This window comes from Burkholderia sp. BCC1644 (assembly GCF_902833225.1).
Taxonomy (GTDB): domain Bacteria; phylum Pseudomonadota; class Gammaproteobacteria; order Burkholderiales; family Burkholderiaceae; genus Burkholderia.
Map to the genome: position 1 here is coordinate 58345 of NZ_CADFEI010000018.1, position 17333 is coordinate 75677.

General features: G+C 68.0%; 15 protein-coding genes. 6 read left to right on the forward strand and 9 right to left on the reverse strand.

The window, feature by feature from the left end; translation table 11 throughout:
* Positions 1-32 precede the first annotated feature (32 nt).
* From katG to ubiA, 4 genes are all read left to right on the forward strand, one after another.
* A complete protein-coding gene (gene katG / locus HWX87_RS29385; RefSeq protein ID WP_176050525.1) occupies positions 33-2219 on the forward strand; it encodes a catalase/peroxidase HPI in 2187 nt (728 codons plus the stop codon).
* A gap of 102 nt (positions 2220-2321) precedes the next feature.
* Positions 2322-2477, forward strand: coding sequence for a hypothetical protein (locus tag HWX87_RS29390; protein WP_176050526.1), 156 nt, complete (start codon positions 2322-2324; stop codon positions 2475-2477).
* Between the two features lie 72 nt (positions 2478-2549).
* The gene (locus HWX87_RS29395) at positions 2550-3038 is read left to right on the forward strand and encodes a Dps family protein (RefSeq protein WP_176050527.1); all 489 of its coding nucleotides are present in this window, start codon (positions 2550-2552) and stop codon (positions 3036-3038) included.
* 210 nt (positions 3039-3248) lie between these two features.
* Positions 3249-4121, forward strand: a complete 873-nt coding sequence (ubiA, locus tag HWX87_RS29400) for a 4-hydroxybenzoate octaprenyltransferase (RefSeq protein ID WP_176050528.1) — start codon at positions 3249-3251, stop codon at positions 4119-4121.
* Positions 4122-4216: 95 nt separating this feature from the next.
* Here ubiA and proC read toward each other — a convergent pair whose 3' ends face one another.
* The 6 genes from proC to HWX87_RS29430 form a co-directional block, all read right to left on the reverse strand.
* Positions 4217-5029 (reverse strand): pyrroline-5-carboxylate reductase, encoded by an 813-nt coding sequence (gene proC / locus HWX87_RS29405; protein ID WP_176050529.1) that lies wholly within the window; start codon positions 5027-5029, stop codon positions 4217-4219.
* 52 nt (positions 5030-5081) lie between these two features.
* Entirely contained in the window at positions 5082-5780 is a 699-nt protein-coding gene (locus HWX87_RS29410) for a YggS family pyridoxal phosphate-dependent enzyme (protein ID WP_176050530.1), read from the reverse strand.
* A 119-nt stretch (positions 5781-5899) separates the two neighbouring features.
* On the reverse strand, positions 5900-7126 hold the full coding sequence (glcF, locus tag HWX87_RS29415; RefSeq protein WP_176050531.1) for a glycolate oxidase subunit GlcF: 1227 nt from the start codon (positions 7124-7126) through the stop codon (positions 5900-5902).
* 7 nt (positions 7127-7133) lie between these two features.
* The gene (gene glcE, locus HWX87_RS29420; protein ID WP_176050532.1) at positions 7134-8222 is read right to left on the reverse strand and encodes a glycolate oxidase subunit GlcE; all 1089 of its coding nucleotides are present in this window, start codon (positions 8220-8222) and stop codon (positions 7134-7136) included.
* A 183-nt stretch (positions 8223-8405) separates the two neighbouring features.
* Positions 8406-9899 carry an FAD-linked oxidase C-terminal domain-containing protein gene (locus HWX87_RS29425; RefSeq protein WP_034187153.1) on the reverse strand — a complete coding sequence of 498 codons (1494 nt, stop codon included), beginning with the start codon at positions 9897-9899 and terminating at the stop codon, positions 8406-8408.
* A gap of 41 nt (positions 9900-9940) precedes the next feature.
* Positions 9941-11350 carry an FAD-linked oxidase C-terminal domain-containing protein gene (locus HWX87_RS29430; RefSeq protein WP_176050533.1) on the reverse strand — a complete coding sequence of 470 codons (1410 nt, stop codon included), beginning with the start codon at positions 11348-11350 and terminating at the stop codon, positions 9941-9943.
* A gap of 136 nt (positions 11351-11486) precedes the next feature.
* Here HWX87_RS29430 and HWX87_RS29435 point away from each other — a divergent pair, with 136 nt between their 5' ends.
* Complete coding sequence (locus HWX87_RS29435; protein ID WP_176050534.1) at positions 11487-12038, forward strand: cob(I)yrinic acid a,c-diamide adenosyltransferase; 552 nt, start codon at positions 11487-11489, stop codon at positions 12036-12038.
* Between the two features lie 95 nt (positions 12039-12133).
* A complete protein-coding gene (gene hmpA / locus HWX87_RS29440; RefSeq protein WP_176050535.1) occupies positions 12134-13342 on the forward strand; it encodes an NO-inducible flavohemoprotein in 1209 nt (402 codons plus the stop codon).
* A gap of 119 nt (positions 13343-13461) precedes the next feature.
* Here hmpA and aroG read toward each other — a convergent pair whose 3' ends face one another.
* From aroG to HWX87_RS29455, 3 genes are all read right to left on the reverse strand, one after another.
* Positions 13462-14535, reverse strand: coding sequence for a 3-deoxy-7-phosphoheptulonate synthase AroG (gene aroG, locus HWX87_RS29445; protein ID WP_176050536.1), 1074 nt, complete (start codon positions 14533-14535; stop codon positions 13462-13464).
* Positions 14536-14932: 397 nt separating this feature from the next.
* Positions 14933-16399 (reverse strand): metalloprotease TldD, encoded by a 1467-nt coding sequence (tldD, locus tag HWX87_RS29450; RefSeq protein ID WP_176050537.1) that lies wholly within the window; start codon positions 16397-16399, stop codon positions 14933-14935.
* Between the two features lie 85 nt (positions 16400-16484).
* On the reverse strand, positions 16485-17312 hold the full coding sequence (locus tag HWX87_RS29455) for a carbon-nitrogen hydrolase family protein (RefSeq protein WP_176050538.1): 828 nt from the start codon (positions 17310-17312) through the stop codon (positions 16485-16487).
* Positions 17313-17333 lie beyond the last annotated feature (21 nt).

The window sequence follows — 17333 nt, forward strand, 5'->3', positions numbered from 1 at the left end:
GGAGTCATACGAGCAAGCCAAGGAGAAATCGCATGTCGAACGAAACGAAGTGCCCGTTCAACCACACCGCTGGTGGCGGCACGACGAACAAGGACTGGTGGCCGAATCAGCTGAACCTGAACATCCTGCATCGGCATTCGGCGCTGTCCGATCCGATGGACAAGGATTTCGACTACGCCGAGGCGTTCAAGAAGCTGGACCTCGCGGCGGTGAAGAAGGACCTGCACGCGCTGATGACGACGTCGCAGGACTGGTGGCCGGCCGACTTCGGCCACTACGGCGGCCTGTTCATCCGGATGGCGTGGCACAGCGCCGGCACGTACCGCACGGCCGACGGCCGCGGCGGCGCGGGCGGCGGGCAGCAGCGCTTCGCGCCGCTCAACAGCTGGCCGGACAACGTGAGCCTCGACAAGGCACGCCGGCTCGTGTGGCCGATCAAGCAGAAGTACGGCCGCAACATCTCGTGGGCCGACCTGCTGATCCTGACCGGCAACGTCGCGCTCGAATCGATGGGCTTCAAGACCTTCGGCTTCGCCGGCGGCCGCGTCGACACGTGGGAACCGGACGACGTGTACTGGGGCTCGGAAAAGATCTGGCTGGAACTGAGCGGCGGCCCGAACAGCCGCTACTCGGGCAAGCGTGATCTCGAAAGCCCGCTCGCCGCGGTGCAGATGGGCCTCATCTACGTGAACCCGGAAGGCCCGGACGGCAACCCCGACCCGGTCGCCGCCGCGCACGACATCCGCGAGACGTTCGCGCGGATGGCGATGAACGACGAGGAAACGGTTGCGCTGATCGCGGGCGGCCACACGTTCGGCAAGACGCACGGCGCCGGTCCGGCGTCGAACGTCGGCGCCGAGCCGGAAGCCGCGGGCCTCGAAGAGCAGGGTCTCGGCTGGAAGAGCACGTTCGGCACGGGCAAGGGCAAGGACGCGATCACGAGCGGTCTCGAGGTCACGTGGACGTCGACGCCGACCAAGTGGAGCAACGACTTCTTCAAGCACCTGTTCAGCTACGAGTGGGAGCTGACGAAGAGCCCGGCCGGCGCGCACCAGTGGGTCGCGAAGGATGCCGGCGACGTGATCCCGGATGCGTTCGACGCGTCGAAGAAGCACCGCCCGACGATGCTGACGACCGACCTGTCGCTGCGTTTCGACCCGGCCTACGAAAAGATCTCGCGCCGCTTCTACGAGAACCCGGCCGAGTTCGCCGACGCGTTCGCGCGTGCATGGTTCAAGCTCACGCACCGCGACATGGGGCCGCGTGCCCGCTATCTCGGCCCGGAAGTGCCGGCCGAGCATCTGCTGTGGCAGGACCCGATCCCGGCCGTCGACCACAAGCTGATCGACGATGCCGACATCGCCGCGCTGAAGGCGAAGGTGCTTGCATCGGGCCTGTCGGTGTCGCAGCTCGTGTCGACCGCATGGGCGTCGGCTGCAACGTTCCGCGGTTCGGACAAGCGCGGCGGCGCGAACGGCGCCCGTATCCGCCTGGCCCCGCAGAAGGACTGGGAAGTGAACCGTCCGGCTGAACTCGCGAAGGTGCTCGCGACGCTCGAAGGCGTGCAGAAGGCGTTCAACGACGCGCAGACGGGCGGCAAGAAGGTGTCGCTCGCCGACCTGATCGTGCTGGCCGGTGCGGCCGGCGTCGAGCAGGCAGCGAAGAACGCGGGCGTCGCGGTGACGGTGCCGTTTGCGCCGGGCCGCGCGGATGCGACGCAGGAAGAGACCGATATCGAAGCGATGGCCGTGCTCGAACCGGTCGCGGATGGCTTCCGCAACTTCCTGAAGCACGCGTACAAGACGCCGGCCGAGGCGCTGCTGGTCGACAAGGCGCAACTGCTGACGCTGAGCGCGCCGGAAATGACGGTGCTGGTCGGTGGCCTGCGTGTGCTCGGTGCGAATGCGGGCGACGCGAAGCATGGCGTGTTCACCGATCGTCCGGAAGCGCTGACGAACGACTTCTTCGTGAACCTGCTCGACATGGGCACGGAATGGAAGCCGGCGTCGGCCGCGAACGACGTGTTCGAAGGGCGCGATCGCGCGACGGGCAAGGTCAAGTGGACGGGCACGCGTGTCGACCTGATCTTCGGCTCGCATGCGCAACTGCGTGCGCTGGCCGAGGTGTACGGCAGCGGGGACGCGAAGGAGAAGTTCGCACGCGACTTCGTCGCGGCCTGGAACAAGGTGATGAACCTCGACCGCTTCGACCTCGCATGAACGTCGCCGCGCGGTAGCGCGGTGAGGCAGTAACGGGAAACGGCCGGTCGTCCGACCGGCCGTTTCTACTGGACCATGGATTTCGTTGAAGGAGTGACGATCATGACGCAAATGATATTGAACATGCGCGCCGCACTGGCGGCGCCGAAGGTGCGGGCGCCGGCCGAGATCGCGCGGTATGTAGTGGGATTCGCGATCGTCATCGGCGGTGTGGCCGAACTGGTGTCACAAGCGCTGCGCGCGATCGCGGCCGCCTGAACGCGGCGCGGGGTTGGCAGGCAGACCGATTCGCTTTCGTTGCCTTGGCTCATTGAATAAGGAGTCCGTAGCATGAACGGGAAGACTCGTGCCACGCCGATCAACATCGGCATCAGCGACAAGGATCGCAAGAAAATCGCGGACGGCCTGTCGCGCCTGCTCGCCGATACGTTCTCGCTGTACCTGAAGACCCACAATTTCCACTGGAACGTCACGGGGCCGATGTTCAACACGCTGCACCTGATGTTCGAGGCGCAGTACAACGAACTGTGGCTCGCGGTCGATTCGGTCGCCGAGCGCATCCGTACGCTCGGCGTCGTCGCGCCCGGCACGTTCGCCGATTTCGCGAAACTGTCGTCGGTGCCGGAAGCGAAGGGGGTGCCGGCCGCCGAGGAGATGATCCGCCAGCTCGTCGAAGGGCACGAAACGGTCGTGCGCACCGCGCGCGACATCTTCCCGATCGCCGACGCGGCGAGCGACGAACCGACTGCCGACCTGCTGACGCAGCGCCTGCAGACGCATGAAAAGACCGCGTGGATGCTGCGGTCGCTGCTCGCGTAAGCGCGGCAGGGCCAGGGAGGGGCGCCCTTCGATCCGGTCTGCCGAGGTGTCGAATCTGTCCCTTGATTGATGCGCGTCGCTGCCCAGCCGCGTGCGGCGGGCCCGGGCGGTGTGTGCGCGACCGCCGCCAGCCGGCTGTGGGCCGTCCCGACATGACGCGAAGGGCCGCTCGGCTCTAAAATGCCGGGGTTATCTTCCCGGTGCTTCGCCATGCTTGCCCGCTTTCCCCTGTATCTGCGGCTCGTCCGGATGGACAAGCCGATCGGCAGCCTGCTGCTGCTGTGGCCGACGCTCAACGCGCTGTGGATCGCGTCGGACGGCCACCCGCGCTGGCCGTTGCTCGTGATCTTCACGCTCGGCACGCTGCTGATGCGCTCGGCCGGCTGCGCGATGAACGATTACGCCGACCGCGATTTCGACCGCCACGTGAAGCGCACGGCCGACCGGCCGCTGACGTCGGGCAAGATCCAGGCATGGGAGGCCGTCGCGATCGCGGTCGGGCTGTCGTTCATCGCGTTCCTGCTGATCCTGCCGCTGAACACGCTGACGAAGGAGCTGTCCGTCGTCGCGCTGTTCGTCGCGGGCTCGTATCCGTTCATGAAGCGCTTCTTCGCGATTCCGCAGGCCTATCTGGGCATCGCGTTCGGCTTCGGCATCCCGATGGCGTTCGCGGCCGTGCAGGACACGGTGCCGACGCTCGCGTGGGTGATGCTGGTCGCGAACATCTTCTGGTCGGTTGCGTACGACACCGAGTATGCGATGGTCGACCGCGACGACGACATCAAGATCGGCATCCGCACGTCCGCGCTGACGTTCGGCCGCTTCGACGTCGCGGCCGTGATGGCGTGCTATGCGGCGACGCTCGGCATCTACGTGTGGGTCGGCGTGACGCTCGGCTTCGGTCTCGTGTATTGGGCCGGCTGGGCGGCCGCCGTCGGCTGCGCGCTGTATCACTACACGCTGATCAAGGATCGCGAACGGATGCCGTGCTTCGCGGCATTCCGGCACAACAACTGGCTCGGCGGCGTGCTGTTCGCGGGGATCGCCGCGCATTACCTGCTGGCGGGTCCGGCGGGCAACTGAAGCGGTCGCGCGCTGGCGCGCGATGCCAACAAAAAAGCGGCGAGGCCGCTTTTTTGTTGCCGGTGCCGGAAGGGAAGCCCGTGCGGTCGCGGTGCTTACGCGCGGCCGAGTTCGTCACCCATTTCCTTCGCACGCGCTTCGGCCGCGAGCGCGCCGCGCACGATCGCTTCCTTCACGCCTTGCGCGTCGAATGCCGCGAGCGCAGCGGCCGTCGTGCCGCCCTTCGACGTCACGCGCTCGCGCAGCACGCTTGCCGGCTCGCCCGATTGCGCGGCCAGTTGCGCGGCGCCCGTGAACGTCGCGACCGCGAGCGCGCGGCCCTGTTCGTCGTTCATGCCGAGGCGGCGCGCGGCTTCCTGCAGCGCTTCGATGAAATAGAACACGTAAGCGGGGCCGCTGCCCGAAATGGCCGTGACGGCGTCGAGCTGCGATTCGTCGTCGAACCACACGATCTCGCCGACCGCGCCGAGCACGTTCGATGCGAGTTCGCGGCCCGCCGCGTCGACGCCCGGCAGCGCGGCGAGGCCCGTCACGCCCATGCCGACCAGCGCGGGCGTGTTGGGCATCGTGCGCACGACGCGTGCGTAGTCGCCGAGCCAGCGCGCGAGATCCGTGCCGCGGATGCCGGCCGCGATGCTGATCACGAGCTGCGACGTCAGGTGCGGCGCGAGCGCCTGCGCAACGTCCTTCAGCACCTGCGGCTTCACCGCGAGCACGACCGCGTCGTAACCGGCGAGCGTCGCGTCGATGGCTGCGCCGGTGCGCACGCCGAACTGCTGAGCGGCGCGCGCGCGCACCTCTTCGTTGACGTCGATGGCATACAGGCCGTCAGCGGCGACGCCGCGCTTGATCAGGCCGCCGATCAGGGCCGCGGCCATGTTGCCGCCGCCGATGAATGCGATTTTCATGATGTCCGAATGAGCGAGTGAGTGAACGGTAGGGCGGAAAAGGGTGCGGCGTTCAGTGCGAATAATCGCGCGTGCCGAAGATCGCGGTGCCGACGCGCACGATCGTCGCACCTTCGAGCACGGCCGCGTCGAGATCGGCGGACATGCCCATCGACAGCGTGTCGAGCGGCAGGCCGTCGGCGCGCAACGTGTCGAACAGCGCGCGCAGTGCGCGATGCGGTGCGCGTTGCGCGTCGGTGTCGCCGGCCGGTTCGGGAATCGCCATCAGGCCGCGCAGCCGCAGCGACGGCAGCGCGGCGACCGCGCGTGCAACGTCGGCCACGTCGGCCGGCGCGACGCCGCTCTTCGACGCCTCGCCGCTGATGTTCACCTGCACGCACACGTTGAGCGGCGGCAGGTGCGTGGGGCGTTGTTCCGACAGGCGCTGCGCGATCTTCAGCCGGTCGACCGAATGGACCCAGTCGAAGCGCTCGGCGACCGGGCGTGTCTTGTTCGATTGCAGCGGCCCGATGAAATGCCATTCGAGGTCCGCGCGCAGTTCGGCGAGCGCGTCGATCTTGTCGATCGATTCCTGCACGTAGTTTTCGCCGAATGCGCGTTGCCCGGCCGCATGCGCGGCGCGCACGTCGTCGGCGGGAAACGTCTTCGAGACGGCGAGCAGCGATACGGTGGCGGGATCGCGGCCGGCCGCGCGGGCGGCGTCGGCGATGCGGCGATGAACGGATTCGAGGCGGGCGGCGAGATCGGACATGACGGGCACGAAAGCAGGCACGGAAGCGGGTTGAAGCCGATGCGCCGCGACACGCGGCGCATCGATCCGCTCATTATACGGACGCCGCGCGCGCGATCCGGCTGCGGCGGCCCGTCGCGCTAGCCGTACAGCAAATGCTCGACGAGCTGGACCCAGTGGGCGACCGGAATCTGTGTGCCGCTCTGCAGGTGCGCGATGCAGCCGATGTTGCCCGACACGATCATCTGCGGTTCGAGTGCCTGCAGCTTCAGCAGCTTCTGCTTGCGCAACCGGTACGACAGCGACGGCTGCGTCAGCGAATAGGTGCCGGCCGAGCCGCAGCACAGATGGCTGTCGGCGGGCAGCCGCACGTCGATGCCGAGCGTCTCGAGCAGCCGCTCGACCTTGCCGCGCGACTGCTGGCCGTGCTGCAGCGTGCACGGCGGGTGGTACGCGACCGTATGGATCGCGCGGCGCCGCGCGAGCGTTGCGAGTTCGGCCTCGAACGCGAGCAGCACGTCGGAGATGTCGCGCGTCAGCGACACGATGCGCTGCGCCTTCTCCGCGTAAGCCGGATCGTCGCGCAGCAGGTGCGCGTATTCGAGCACCGTCGCGCCGCAGCCCGACGCGTTCATCACGATCGCCTCGGCGCCCTGTTCGACGTGGGGCCACCATGCGTCGATGTTGCGGCGTGCGTCGTCGAGCGCTTCGTCGTGATAGTTCAGGTGCAGGCGGATCGCGCCGCAGCAGCCCGCGTCGGGCGCGACGACCGTCTCGATGCCGAGCGCGTCGAGCACGCGCGCGGTCGCGATGTTGATGTTCGGCAGCATCGACGGCTGCACGCAGCCGCCGAGCATCAGCATCTTGCGCGGATGCGTGCGGTGCGGCCATTCGAGCAGCCGCGTGCGCGGCGGCACCTTGTCGCGCAGCCGCTTCGGCAGCAGCGGCCGGACATGCTGGCCGAGCCGCATCACCGGCGAGAACAGCGCGGCGTTCGGCACGAGGCTCGCGAGCACGCGGCGCATGAGCCGCTGCTGCGCGGGGCGCTGCACCTGCGCTTCGACGTGCTTGCGGCCGATCTCGACGAGCCGGCCGTACTGGACGCCGGACGGGCAGGTCGTCTCGCAACTGCGGCACGTGAGGCAGCGGTCGAGGTGCTGCTGCGTGCTGCGCGTGACGGGCGCGCCTTCGACCATCTGCTTGATCAGGTAGATGCGCCCGCGCGGGCCGTCGAGTTCGTCGCCGAGGAGCTGGTAGGTCGGGCAGGTCGCGGTGCAGAACCCGCAGTGCACGCACTTGCGCAGGATCGCGTCGGCCTCGTCGCCGTCGGGCGTGTTGCGGATGAAATCGGCGAGGTTCGTTTGCATCGAGCTCTCAGAGATCGGGGTAGAGCCGGCCGCGGTTGAAGATGCGCGCGGGATCGAACGCGGCCTTCAGCCCGCGGTGGATCTTCATCATCGGGGCGGGAAGCGGCGTGAACACGCCGGCGCTGCGGTCGTACGCGTCGCCCGCGCGGAACAGCGTCGCGTGGCCACCGGCCTGCTTCGCGCTCATGCGTACGGTCTGCGCATCGGCGTCGGTGATCCACCAGCGCTGCGCGCCGCCCCATTCCATCAGCTGGGTGCCGGGCAGGTGCATCGGTTCGGTGATCGACGGCAGCGCGAGGCGCCATAGTGCGTAGCCGGGCGGGATGCCGTTGAAGAACGGGTCGGTATGCTCGCGCAGGCCGGCCCAGAAGCGCTCGGCTTCGACCGCGTCGACGACTTCGCCGCCGAGCAGCGTCTTTGCTGATTTCACGGCCGCCTCGGCGCCCGACAGGCGCAGCACGAGCGTGCCGTTGCGCCAGGCGCTCGCGCTGACGGGCAGCGGATGGCCGCCCCATTCGTTGAGCTTGCGCACCGCGTCGGTCGCGGTCATCTCGAACTTCAGCGTGACCTCGGCGACGGGCATCGGCAGCACCTTGATCGACAGGTCGAGCATCAGCCCGAGCGTGCCGAGCGCGCCGGCCATCAGCCGCGACACGTCGTAGCCGGCGACGTTCTTCACGACCTGCCCGCCGAAGCGCAGCATTTCGCCGCGGCCGTTCATCAGCGTGACGCCGAGCACGAAATCGCGCGGCGCGCCGCAGGTGGCGCGCCGCGGGCCCGCGAGGCCGGCCGCGACGCAGCCGCCGACCGTGGCCGCGCGGCCGAAGTGCGGCGGCTCGAACGGCAGCATCTGGCCGCACTCGGCGAGGACGGTTTCAAGCTGCGCGAGCGGCGTGCCCGCGCGGACCGTGACGACGAGTTCGGCCGGGTCGTACGACACGATGCCCTGAAACGCGCGCGTGTCGAGTATTTCGCCCTCGAGCGCCTGGCCGTACCAGTCCTTGGTGCCGCCGCCGCGAATCCGCAGCGGCCGGCCGTCGGCACTGGCTGCGCGAATGCGCTCGGCCCATCCGGCGACGATGTCGTCCTCTTCCATGTTCTGTTGCTGCCTCGACTTGTTGTTCGGTCGATTGTACCGGGGTGGCGCGATTCCACATCGCGACTATCCCTAAGCCCCGTATCGCGGATCGTATGCCCGCGTCGCCGCGCGAACGGGCCGCACGGGCACGGCCGACCGCCGCGGCCTGGCCGCGGGCACGGGCCGCGACCCGCGCACCGCTCAGAAGCGCGGCAGGTCGGGGTGCGGCAGCAGCCCGCCGCGCACGTGCTGGCGGCCGTACTCGGCGCAGCGCGCACGGGTCGGGATACCCTTGTCCGGGTTCAGCAGGCCGGCCGGATCGAATGCGCGCTTGACCGCGAAGAACGCGTCGCGCTCCTGCGGCGAGAACTGTACGCACATCGAATTGAGCTTCTCGATGCCGACGCCGTGCTCGCCCGTCACGCTGCCGCCGAATTCCACGCAGCATTCGAGGATTTCCGCGCCGAACTGCTCGGCGCGGTGCAGCTCGTCCGGATCGTTCGCGTTGTACAGGATCAGCGGATGCATGTTGCCGTCGCCCGCATGGAACACGTTGATGCAGCGCAGCCCGTAGCGCGTCTCGAGCTGTTCGATGCGCGCGAGCAACGGGCCGATCGCGCGGCGCGGCACGGTGCCGTCCATGCAGTAATAGTCCGCGGAAATGCGGCCGGCGGCCGGAAATGCATTCTTGCGGCCCGACCAGTAGCGCAGCCGCTCCTGTTCGTTGCGCGATACCTGGATGCGCGTCGCGCCGTGTTCGCGCAGCACGGCCGTCATCCGCACGATCTCCTCGGCGACTTCTTCCGGCGTGCCGTCCGATTCGCACAGCAGGATCGCTTTCGCGTCGAGGTCGTAGCCCGCGTGCGTGAACGCCTCGACGGCCTGCGTGGCCGGCTTGTCCATCATCTCGAGCCCGGCCGGGATGATGCCCGACGCGATGATCGCCGCGACGGCCTCGCCGCCCTTGACGACGTCATCGAAGCTCGCCATCACGAGCTGCGCGGTCTGCGGCTTCGGGATCAGCCGCACCGTGACCTCGGTGACGATCGCGAACATCCCCTCGCTGCCGATCATCACGGCGAGCAGGTCGAGGCCCGGCATGTCGAGCGCGAGCGAGCCGAATTCGACGATCTCGCCGTCGATCGTCACCGCGCGCACGCGCATCACGTTGTGCACGGTCAGCCCGTATTTCAGGCAATGGACGCCGCCGGAATTTTCCGCGACGTTGCCGCCGATCGTGCAGGCGATCTGCGACGAAGGATCGGGCGCGTAATAGAGGCCGTACGGCGCGGCGGCTTCCGAGATCGCGAGGTTGCGCACGCCGGGCTGCACGGTCGCCGTGCGCGCGTACGGATCGACTTCGACGATGCGCGTGAAGCGCGCGAGCGACAGCACGACGCCGAGCGCGATCGGCAGCGCACCGCCCGACAGGCTCGTGCCCGCGCCGCGCGGCACGATCGGCACTTCCATGCGGCGGCAGATCTGCACGATCCGCTGCACCTGCGATTCCGTTTCCGGCAGCGCGACCGCGAGCGGCAGGCGGCGGTACGCGGACAGGCCGTCGCATTCGTACGGCGCCGTGTCTTCGTCGCGGTACAGCAGACAGTGCGTCGGCAGCACGGCCATCAGCGCCTGCACGACTTCGCGCTGACGCTGCGCGCGGGCGGCGCTCGACAGTTCGACGGGAGCGTTCATTGGGTCTCCTGCAGCAGGCGGCGCGGCGTCGCGCCGCCGTGTCAGCACGTGAAAATCTTGCCCGGATTCATCAGGTTGCGCGGATCGAGCGCGAGCTTGATCGCGCGCATCGTGTCGATCGCGTTGTCGCCGTGCTCCTTCGGCAGAAAGCGCATCTTGTGCAGCCCGACGCCGTGCTCGCCCGTGCAGGTGCCGCCGAGGCGCAGCGCGCGCTCGACGATCCTGTCGTTGATGTGCTCGGCTTCCGCGATCTCCTCGGGCTTGTCGGGATCGATCAGGATCGCGACGTGGAAATTGCCGTCGCCGACGTGGCCGACGATCGGGCAGGGCAGCGACGACGCGCGCAGGTCGACTTCGGTTTCCTCGACACACGCGGCGAGCTGCGAGATCGGTACGCACACGTCGGTCGTCACCGCGCGGCAGCCGGGTTTCAGCTGCAGCATCGCGAAGTACGCGTTGTGGCGCGCGGCCCAGAGGCGCGTGCGGTCTTCGGGGCGGGTCGCCCATTCGAAGCCCTGGCCGTTGTTCTGGCCGGCGAGCGCCTGCACGAGTTCGGCCTGCTCCTTCACGCCGGCCTCGGTGCCGTGGAATTCGAAGAACAGCGTCGGCGCTTCGGTGAGCGTCAGGTTCGAATGGCGGTTGATCGAGCGCACGGCGAGCGCATCGACGAATTCGACGCGCGCGATCGGCACGCCGATCTGGATCGTCTCGATCACGGCGCGCACCGCGTCGCCCATCGTCGGGAATGTGCAGATCGCGGCCGACACGGCTTCCGGCAGCGGGTGCAGGCGCAGCGTGATCTCGGTGATCACGCCGAGCGTGCCTTCGGAGCCGACGAACAGGCGCGTGAGGTCATAGCCTGCCGACGACTTGCGCGCACGCGAGCCGGTTTTCACCACGCGGCCGTCGGCGAGTACCGCGGTCAGGCCGAGCACGTTCTCGCGCATCGTGCCGTAGCGCACGGCGTTGGTGCCCGATGCGCGGGTCGCGGTCATTCCGCCGATGCTGGCGTCGGCGCCCGGATCGATCGGGAAGAACAGGCCGGTGTCGCGCAGCGCTTCGTTGAGCGCCTTGCGCGTGATGCCCGGCTCGACCGTCACGGTCAGGTCTTCGGCGTTGATCGACAGCACGCGGTTCATTTCCGACAAGTCGAGCGACACGCCGCCGCGCACCGCGAGCAGATGGCCTTCGAGCGACGAGCCGGCGCCGTACGGAATCAGCGGCACGCTGTAGAGCGAGCACAGCGACACGACTTCGCGCACGTCGTCCGCGCTGTGCGCGAACACGACGGCATCGGGCAGTTGCGGATCGAACGGCGATTCGTCGCGGCCGTGGTGCGCGCGGACCGCGTCGGTGGTCGACACGCGCTCGCCGAAGGCGGCGCGCAGCGCATCGAGCATGGCGGGAGGCAGCGGGCGGCGCGTGATGGCCGGCGGGGCAGGGTGATTCACGAATGTCTCCTGACGGCTTGTCGAACTTTCGGCCCATTCTACGCTGTAACGTCCGCTGCGCCTGCCGCCGCGGGCTGCGATAATCGCGTTCCAGCCAACCGGGCCGCAGCGCGGCCGCGCACGAGAGGACATTCGCATGGGCAACCGCTTGAGCAAGATCGCCACGCGCACCGGCGACGACGGCACCACCGGCCTCGGCGACGGACGGCGCATCGGCAAGGACGACGCGCGGATCGCCGCGATCGGCGACGTCGACGAACTGAATTCGAACCTCGGCGTGCTGCTTGCCGAGACGCTGCCGGACGACGTGCGCACGGCGCTCGTCACGATCCAGCACGACCTGTTCGATCTCGGCGGCGAGTTGTGCATTCCCGGCCACACGGTGCTCGACGACACGCATCTCGCGCGCCTCGACCAGTGGCTTGCCGACTACAACGCGACGCTGCCGCCGCTGAAGGAATTCATCCTGCCGGCCGGCTCGCGCGCGGCGTCGCTCGCGCACGTGTGCCGGACGGTGTGCCGCCGTGCGGAGCGTTCGATCGTCGCGCTCGGGCGCACCGAAACGCTCAATGATGCACCGCGGCGCTACGTGAACCGGCTGTCCGACCTGTTGTTCGTGCTGGCGCGCGTGCTGAACCGTGCCGGCGGCGGGGCGGACGTGCTGTGGGAGCGCGGCCGCGTCCGCTAATCGGTCGCGGTACGTTTGCGCACTGCGACAATTTGCCTGGGTGAAGCTGAATTTTTAAACATGTATTGTGTGAGCATGTTTAACGGAGAACGAACATGACCCACATCACCGCTGACCAGATGGCTCGCGTGAAGGCCACTGCCCCAGTTCTCGCCGTTCACGGCGCGACGATCACGAAGCACTTCTACCAGCGCATGTTCGCGCGCCATCCGGAACTGAAGAACCTGTTCAACCAGACGCACCAGAAGACCGGCAGCCAGCCGGAAACGCTCGCGAAGGCCGTTTATGCGTATGCGGCGAACATCGACAATCTCGGTGCGCTGGGCGGGGCGGTGTCGCACATCGCGCACAAGCACGCGAGCCTGAACATCCGCCCCGAGCATTACCCGATCGTCGGCGAGAACCTGCTCGCATCGATCGTCGAAGTGCTCGGCGACGCGGTCGACGCCGAGACGCTCGAGGCATGGCGCGTCGCGTACGGCCAGCTCGCGCAGATCCTGATCGGCGCCGAGGCCGACCTGTACGCGGGCGCCGCGTGGAGCGGCTTCCGCCCGTTCAAGGTCGCGCGCAAGGTGCGCGAGAGCGACGAGATCACGTCGTTCTACCTGACGCCCGCCGACGGCGGCGCGGCGCCGACCTTCGAGCCGGGCCAGTACCTCACGGTGAAGCGTTTCGTCGGCGATCTCGGCGTCGACCAGCCGCGCCAGTACAGCCTGTCCGATGCGCCGCACGGCAAGTGGCTGCGCATCTCGGTGAAGCGCGAGGCCGGCCGGCCGGAAGCGATCCCGGCCGGCAAGGTGTCGACGCTGATGCACGACGGCGTGGAAGAGGGCGCGATCGTCGAGGTCACTGCGCCGATGGGAGAGTTCTCGCTGAAGCGTGGCGTCGAGACGCCGGTCGTGCTGATCTCCGGCGGCGTCGGCCTGACGCCGATGGTGTCGATGGCGTCGACGCTGGTCGAGGAAGGCAGCAAGCGCGACGTGCGGTTCGTCCATGCATGCCGCTCGGGCGCCGTGCATGCGTTCCGCGACTGGCTGAACGACACCGTGCGCACGCATGCGAACGTCAAGCGCACGGTGCTGTACGAGCTGGTCGGCCCGAACGATCGCGTCGGCATCGACCATGACCTGGAAGGGCGCCTCACGCCGGAACGCGTGCAGCACTACGCGCTGGTGCCGGACGCCGACTACTACGTCTGCGGTCCGATCGCGTTCATGAAGGCGCAACGCGATGCGCTGGTCGCGCTCGGCGTCGCGCCGGAACGCATCAACACCGAGATCTTCGGTTCGGGCGCGCTCGAGTGATGTACCGGCCGGCGGTCGGTGGACAATAAAAAAGCCCGGCATGAGCCGGGCTTTTTCGTTGCGGGCCGAGCGTCAGACGCGCGGCATCAGTGTGGCGTGATCGCGCCACACTGATGCCGTCAGTTGCCGCTGCCGCGCGCGACGCGGCGTGCCTTGACCGATTCCGCGAGGCCTTCGAGCACCTTCACGCTGTCGTCCCACGCGATGCACGCGTCGGTGATGCTCTGGCCGTAGGTCAGTTCGCAGCCTTCCTTCAGGTCCTGGCGGCCCTCGACGAGGTGCGACTCGATCATCACGCCGACGATGCGGGCGTCGCCGGCCGCGATCTGGCGGCCGATGTCCGCGCAAACGGGGATCTGGTTCTCGTGCTTCTTCGAGCTGTTCGCGTGGCTCGCGTCGATCATCAGGCGCGCGGCGAGGCCGGCCTTGCCGATGTCCGCGCAGGCGGCGTTCACGCTGTCGGCGTCGTAGTTCGGCGCCTTGCCGCCGCGCAGGATCACGTGGCAGTCCTCGTTGCCGGCCGTCGACACGATCGCCGAGTGGCCACCCTTCGTCACCGACAGGAAATGGTGCGGCTGCGATGCGGCCTTGATCGCGTCGACCGCGATCTTCACGTTGCCGTCGGTGCCGTTCTTGAAGCCGACCGGGCACGACAGCCCCGACGCGAGCTCGCGGTGCACCTGCGACTCGGTCGTGCGCGCGCCGATCGCGCCCCACGAGATCAGGTCGGCGATGTATTGCGGGCTGATCATGTCGAGGTATTCGGTCGCGGCCGGCAGCCCCATCTCGTTGATCTGCAACAGCAGCTCGCGCGCGGTGCGCAGCCCTTCGTTGATCTTGAAGCTGTTGTCGAGGTGCGGATCGTTGATGAGGCCCTTCCAGCCGACCGTCGTGCGCGGCTTCTCGAAGTACACGCGCATCACGATTTCCAGTTCGCCCTTGAAGCGCTCGCGTTCCTTCACGAGTCGGCCTGCGTATTCGATCGCCGCCTTCGTGTCATGGATCGAGCACGGCCCGACGACGACGATCAGCCGGTCGTCCATCCCGTGCAGGATGCGGTGCATCGACTGGCGCGAGTTGTAGATCAGCTCGGACGCGGCTTCGGAGCACGCGAATTCGCGGATCAGGTGGGCGGGCGGCGTCAGTTCCTTGAGTTCGCGAATGCGGACGTCGTCGGTGTTGTGCGGGGGCATGCTGTTTCTCCTTGGTTCCGGGCGCCGTTCGATCAGCGGGCGTGCGGCAGATTCATCAATTCAAGCGATTCAGTGGTTTCGGTCGGGGCCGCGGGACCGCTGCGGCGGCAACCGGGTGGCGAAGGGCGAAAAAAAAACCGCCGGGTTCGCCGGCGGTTTTTTCGGGAATTTCGGTTGCGCTTTACGCGCCATCAACCCTCTCGATCCGCCAGCGGTCTGAGATACCAAAAAAAGTAAAAGTAAAACTTGGCGGACATGACGGGGATTCGGTTCGTCAAAAAAGTTGATTCGGAATTTATACCGCGTCGCCGGGCGGCTGGCAACCGGGACCGGTCGAAAATGCGGATAATCCGCGCGTTTTCTTCAAAATGCGCGGATTGTCTGCGCCGCGATGCGGTTATGCCGTACCGCCGACCGTCATCCTGTCGATCCGCAGGGTCGGCTGGCCGACGCCGACCGGCACGCTCTGGCCTTCCTTGCCGCACACGCCGACACCCGAGTCGAGCGACATGTCGTTGCCGATCATGCTCACGTCCTTCAGCGATTCGGGGCCGCTGCCGATCAGCGTCGCGCCCTTCACCGGGTAGGTGATCTTGCCGTTCTCGATCATGTACGCCTCGGACGCCGAGAACACGAACTTGCCGTTCGTGATGTCGACCTGGCCGCCGCCGAAGTTCACCGCGTACAGGCCGTGCTTCACCGACGCGATGATTTCCTGCGGATCCTTGTCGCCGTTCAGCATGTACGTGTTCGTCATGCGCGGCATCGGCAGCGCCGCGTACGACTCGCGCCGCGCGTTGCCCGTGACCGGCATCTTCATCAGGCGCGCGTTCAGCGTGTCCTGGATGTAGCCCTTCAGGATGCCGTCCTCGATCAGCGTCGTGCACTGCGTCGGGTTGCCTTCGTCGTCGATGTTCAGCGAACCGCGGCGGTTCGGCAGCGTGCCGTCGTCGACGACGGTCACGCCCTTGGCTGCCACCCGCTCGCCGATCCGGCCCGCGAACGCGGACGAACCCTTGCGGTTGAAGTCGCCTTCGAGGCCGTGGCCGATCGCCTCGTGCAGCAGCACGCCCGGCCAGCCCGGCCCGAGCACGACCGTCATCGCACCGGCCGGTGCGGGGCGGGCGTCGAGGTTGACGAGTGCCGCGTGCACGGCGTCGTCGACGTAGCGCGACAGCACGTCGTCGGTGAAGTAGCCGTAGTCGAAGCGGCCGCCGCCGCCGCCGGAGCCGATCTCGCGGCGGCCGTTCTGCTCGGCGATCACCGTGACCGACACGCGCACGAGCGGGCGGATGTCGGCCGCGAGCGCGCCGTCGCTGCGCGCGACCAGCACGACGTCGTATTCGCCGGCGAGGCCGGCCATCACCTGCGTGATGCGCGGGTCGCGGCCGCGCGCCATCTGCTCGATGCGCTCGAGCAGCTTGACCTTGGCCGTCGCGTCGAGCGACGCGAGCGGATCGGACGGCAGGTACAGGTCGCGGCCCGAGATGCCCTTCAGCGACGTCGCGGCCTTGATCTTCTGGCGGCCGCCGCCGGCGGCCGCGATCGCCTTGGTGGCCGCGGCGGCTTGCGCGATCGCTTCCGGCGACAGGTCGTCCGAGTACGCGAACGCGGTGCGGTCGCCCGCGACCGCGCGCACGCCGACGCCCTGGTCGATGCTGAAGCTGCCCGATTTGACGATGCCTTCCTCGAGGCTCCACGCTTCGCTGCGGGTCGCCTGGAAGTACAGGTCCGCGTAGTCGACGCGGTGCGTGAAAATGTCGGCGATCGTGCGCGTGAGCAGGCTTTCGTCGAGGCCGTACGGCGTGAGCAGGATGTCCTTCGCCAGCGCGAGGTTGCGGATGCCGGGTTCGATGATGTTCATGCGGATATCGGGGTTTCTCAAAAAGTTGTCGGGTGCTGCTGGGCAGATGGGTTGGCCGCGCGGCGTTTCAAGCGGCGCGGCGGATTCAGGTCAGTACGCGGTGCCGCCACGCGGGCAGGCTCTGGCGCACGTCGGCAATGCGTTGCGGATCGATTGCGCCGAGCACGACGCTCGCGCCGACATCGCGGACCGCGACGATCTCGCCCCACGGGTCGATCAGCATGCTGTGGCCCCAGGTGCGCCGGCCGTTCTCGTGCTTGCCGCCCTGCGCGGCCGCCAGCACGTAGCACTGGTTTTCGACGGCCCGCGCGCGCAGCAGCGTTTCCCAGTGCGCGCGGCCGGTCGTGTACGTAAATGCCGACGGGACGACGATCAGCGCGCAGTCGCCCATCCGGCGATACAGCTCCGGAAAGCGAAGATCGTAACAGACCGACAGGCCGACCCGCCCGAACGGCGCGTCGAACGCGACGACCGTGTCGCCCGCGCGGATCGTGCGGGCCTCGTCGAACGATTCGTCGCCTTTCTCGAAGTTGAACAGGTGGATCTTGTCGTAGCGCGCGGCCTCGTTGCCGGACGGATCGAACACGAGCGTCGTGTTCAGCACGCGATCGGGCTCGGGCGCCTTCAGCGGCAGCGTGCCGCCGATCACCCAGATGCCGTGGCGGCGCGCGGCGTCCGCGAGGAAGCGCTGGATCGGGCCGTCCTGGTACGGCTCGGCGAGCGCGAGCTTGTCGGTGTCGCGATGGCCCATGAAGCAGAAATACTCGGGCAGCAGCACGAGCTGTGCGCCTTCGCCGGCGGCTTCCGCGATCAGGCGGCGCGCTTCGGCGAGATTGCGTGTGACGTCCGGCGTGCTCACCATCTGCAGCGCGGCAACCCGGAAGGGTGTGGCGGAACGGGTGTGGTCGGTCATCGCGGGATCGGTTGCATCATA

What these genes read in the sequence shown, in the direction of transcription:
- katG (WP_176050525.1), top strand. Translation starts at nt 33, where the DNA reads ATGTCGAACGAAACGAAGTGCCCGTTCAACCACACCGCTGGTGGCGGC.
- HWX87_RS29390 (WP_176050526.1), top strand. Translation starts at nt 2,322, where the DNA reads ATGACGCAAATGATATTGAACATGCGCGCCGCACTGGCGGCGCCGAAG.
- HWX87_RS29395 (WP_176050527.1), top strand. Translation starts at nt 2,550, where the DNA reads ATGAACGGGAAGACTCGTGCCACGCCGATCAACATCGGCATCAGCGAC.
- ubiA (WP_176050528.1), top strand. Translation starts at nt 3,249, where the DNA reads ATGCTTGCCCGCTTTCCCCTGTATCTGCGGCTCGTCCGGATGGACAAG.
- proC (WP_176050529.1), bottom strand. Translation starts at nt 5,029, where the DNA reads ATGAAAATCGCATTCATCGGCGGCGGCAACATGGCCGCGGCCCTGATC.
- HWX87_RS29410 (WP_176050530.1), bottom strand. Translation starts at nt 5,780, where the DNA reads ATGTCCGATCTCGCCGCCCGCCTCGAATCCGTTCATCGCCGCATCGCC.
- glcF (WP_176050531.1), bottom strand. Translation starts at nt 7,126, where the DNA reads ATGCAAACGAACCTCGCCGATTTCATCCGCAACACGCCCGACGGCGAC.
- glcE (WP_176050532.1), bottom strand. Translation starts at nt 8,222, where the DNA reads ATGGAAGAGGACGACATCGTCGCCGGATGGGCCGAGCGCATTCGCGCA.
- HWX87_RS29425 (WP_034187153.1), bottom strand. Translation starts at nt 9,899, where the DNA reads ATGAACGCTCCCGTCGAACTGTCGAGCGCCGCCCGCGCGCAGCGTCAG.
- HWX87_RS29435 (WP_176050534.1), top strand. Translation starts at nt 11,487, where the DNA reads ATGGGCAACCGCTTGAGCAAGATCGCCACGCGCACCGGCGACGACGGC.
- hmpA (WP_176050535.1), top strand. Translation starts at nt 12,134, where the DNA reads ATGACCCACATCACCGCTGACCAGATGGCTCGCGTGAAGGCCACTGCC.
- aroG (WP_176050536.1), bottom strand. Translation starts at nt 14,535, where the DNA reads ATGCCCCCGCACAACACCGACGACGTCCGCATTCGCGAACTCAAGGAA.
- tldD (WP_176050537.1), bottom strand. Translation starts at nt 16,399, where the DNA reads ATGAACATCATCGAACCCGGCATCCGCAACCTCGCGCTGGCGAAGGAC.
- HWX87_RS29455 (WP_176050538.1), bottom strand. Translation starts at nt 17,312, where the DNA reads ATGACCGACCACACCCGTTCCGCCACACCCTTCCGGGTTGCCGCGCTG.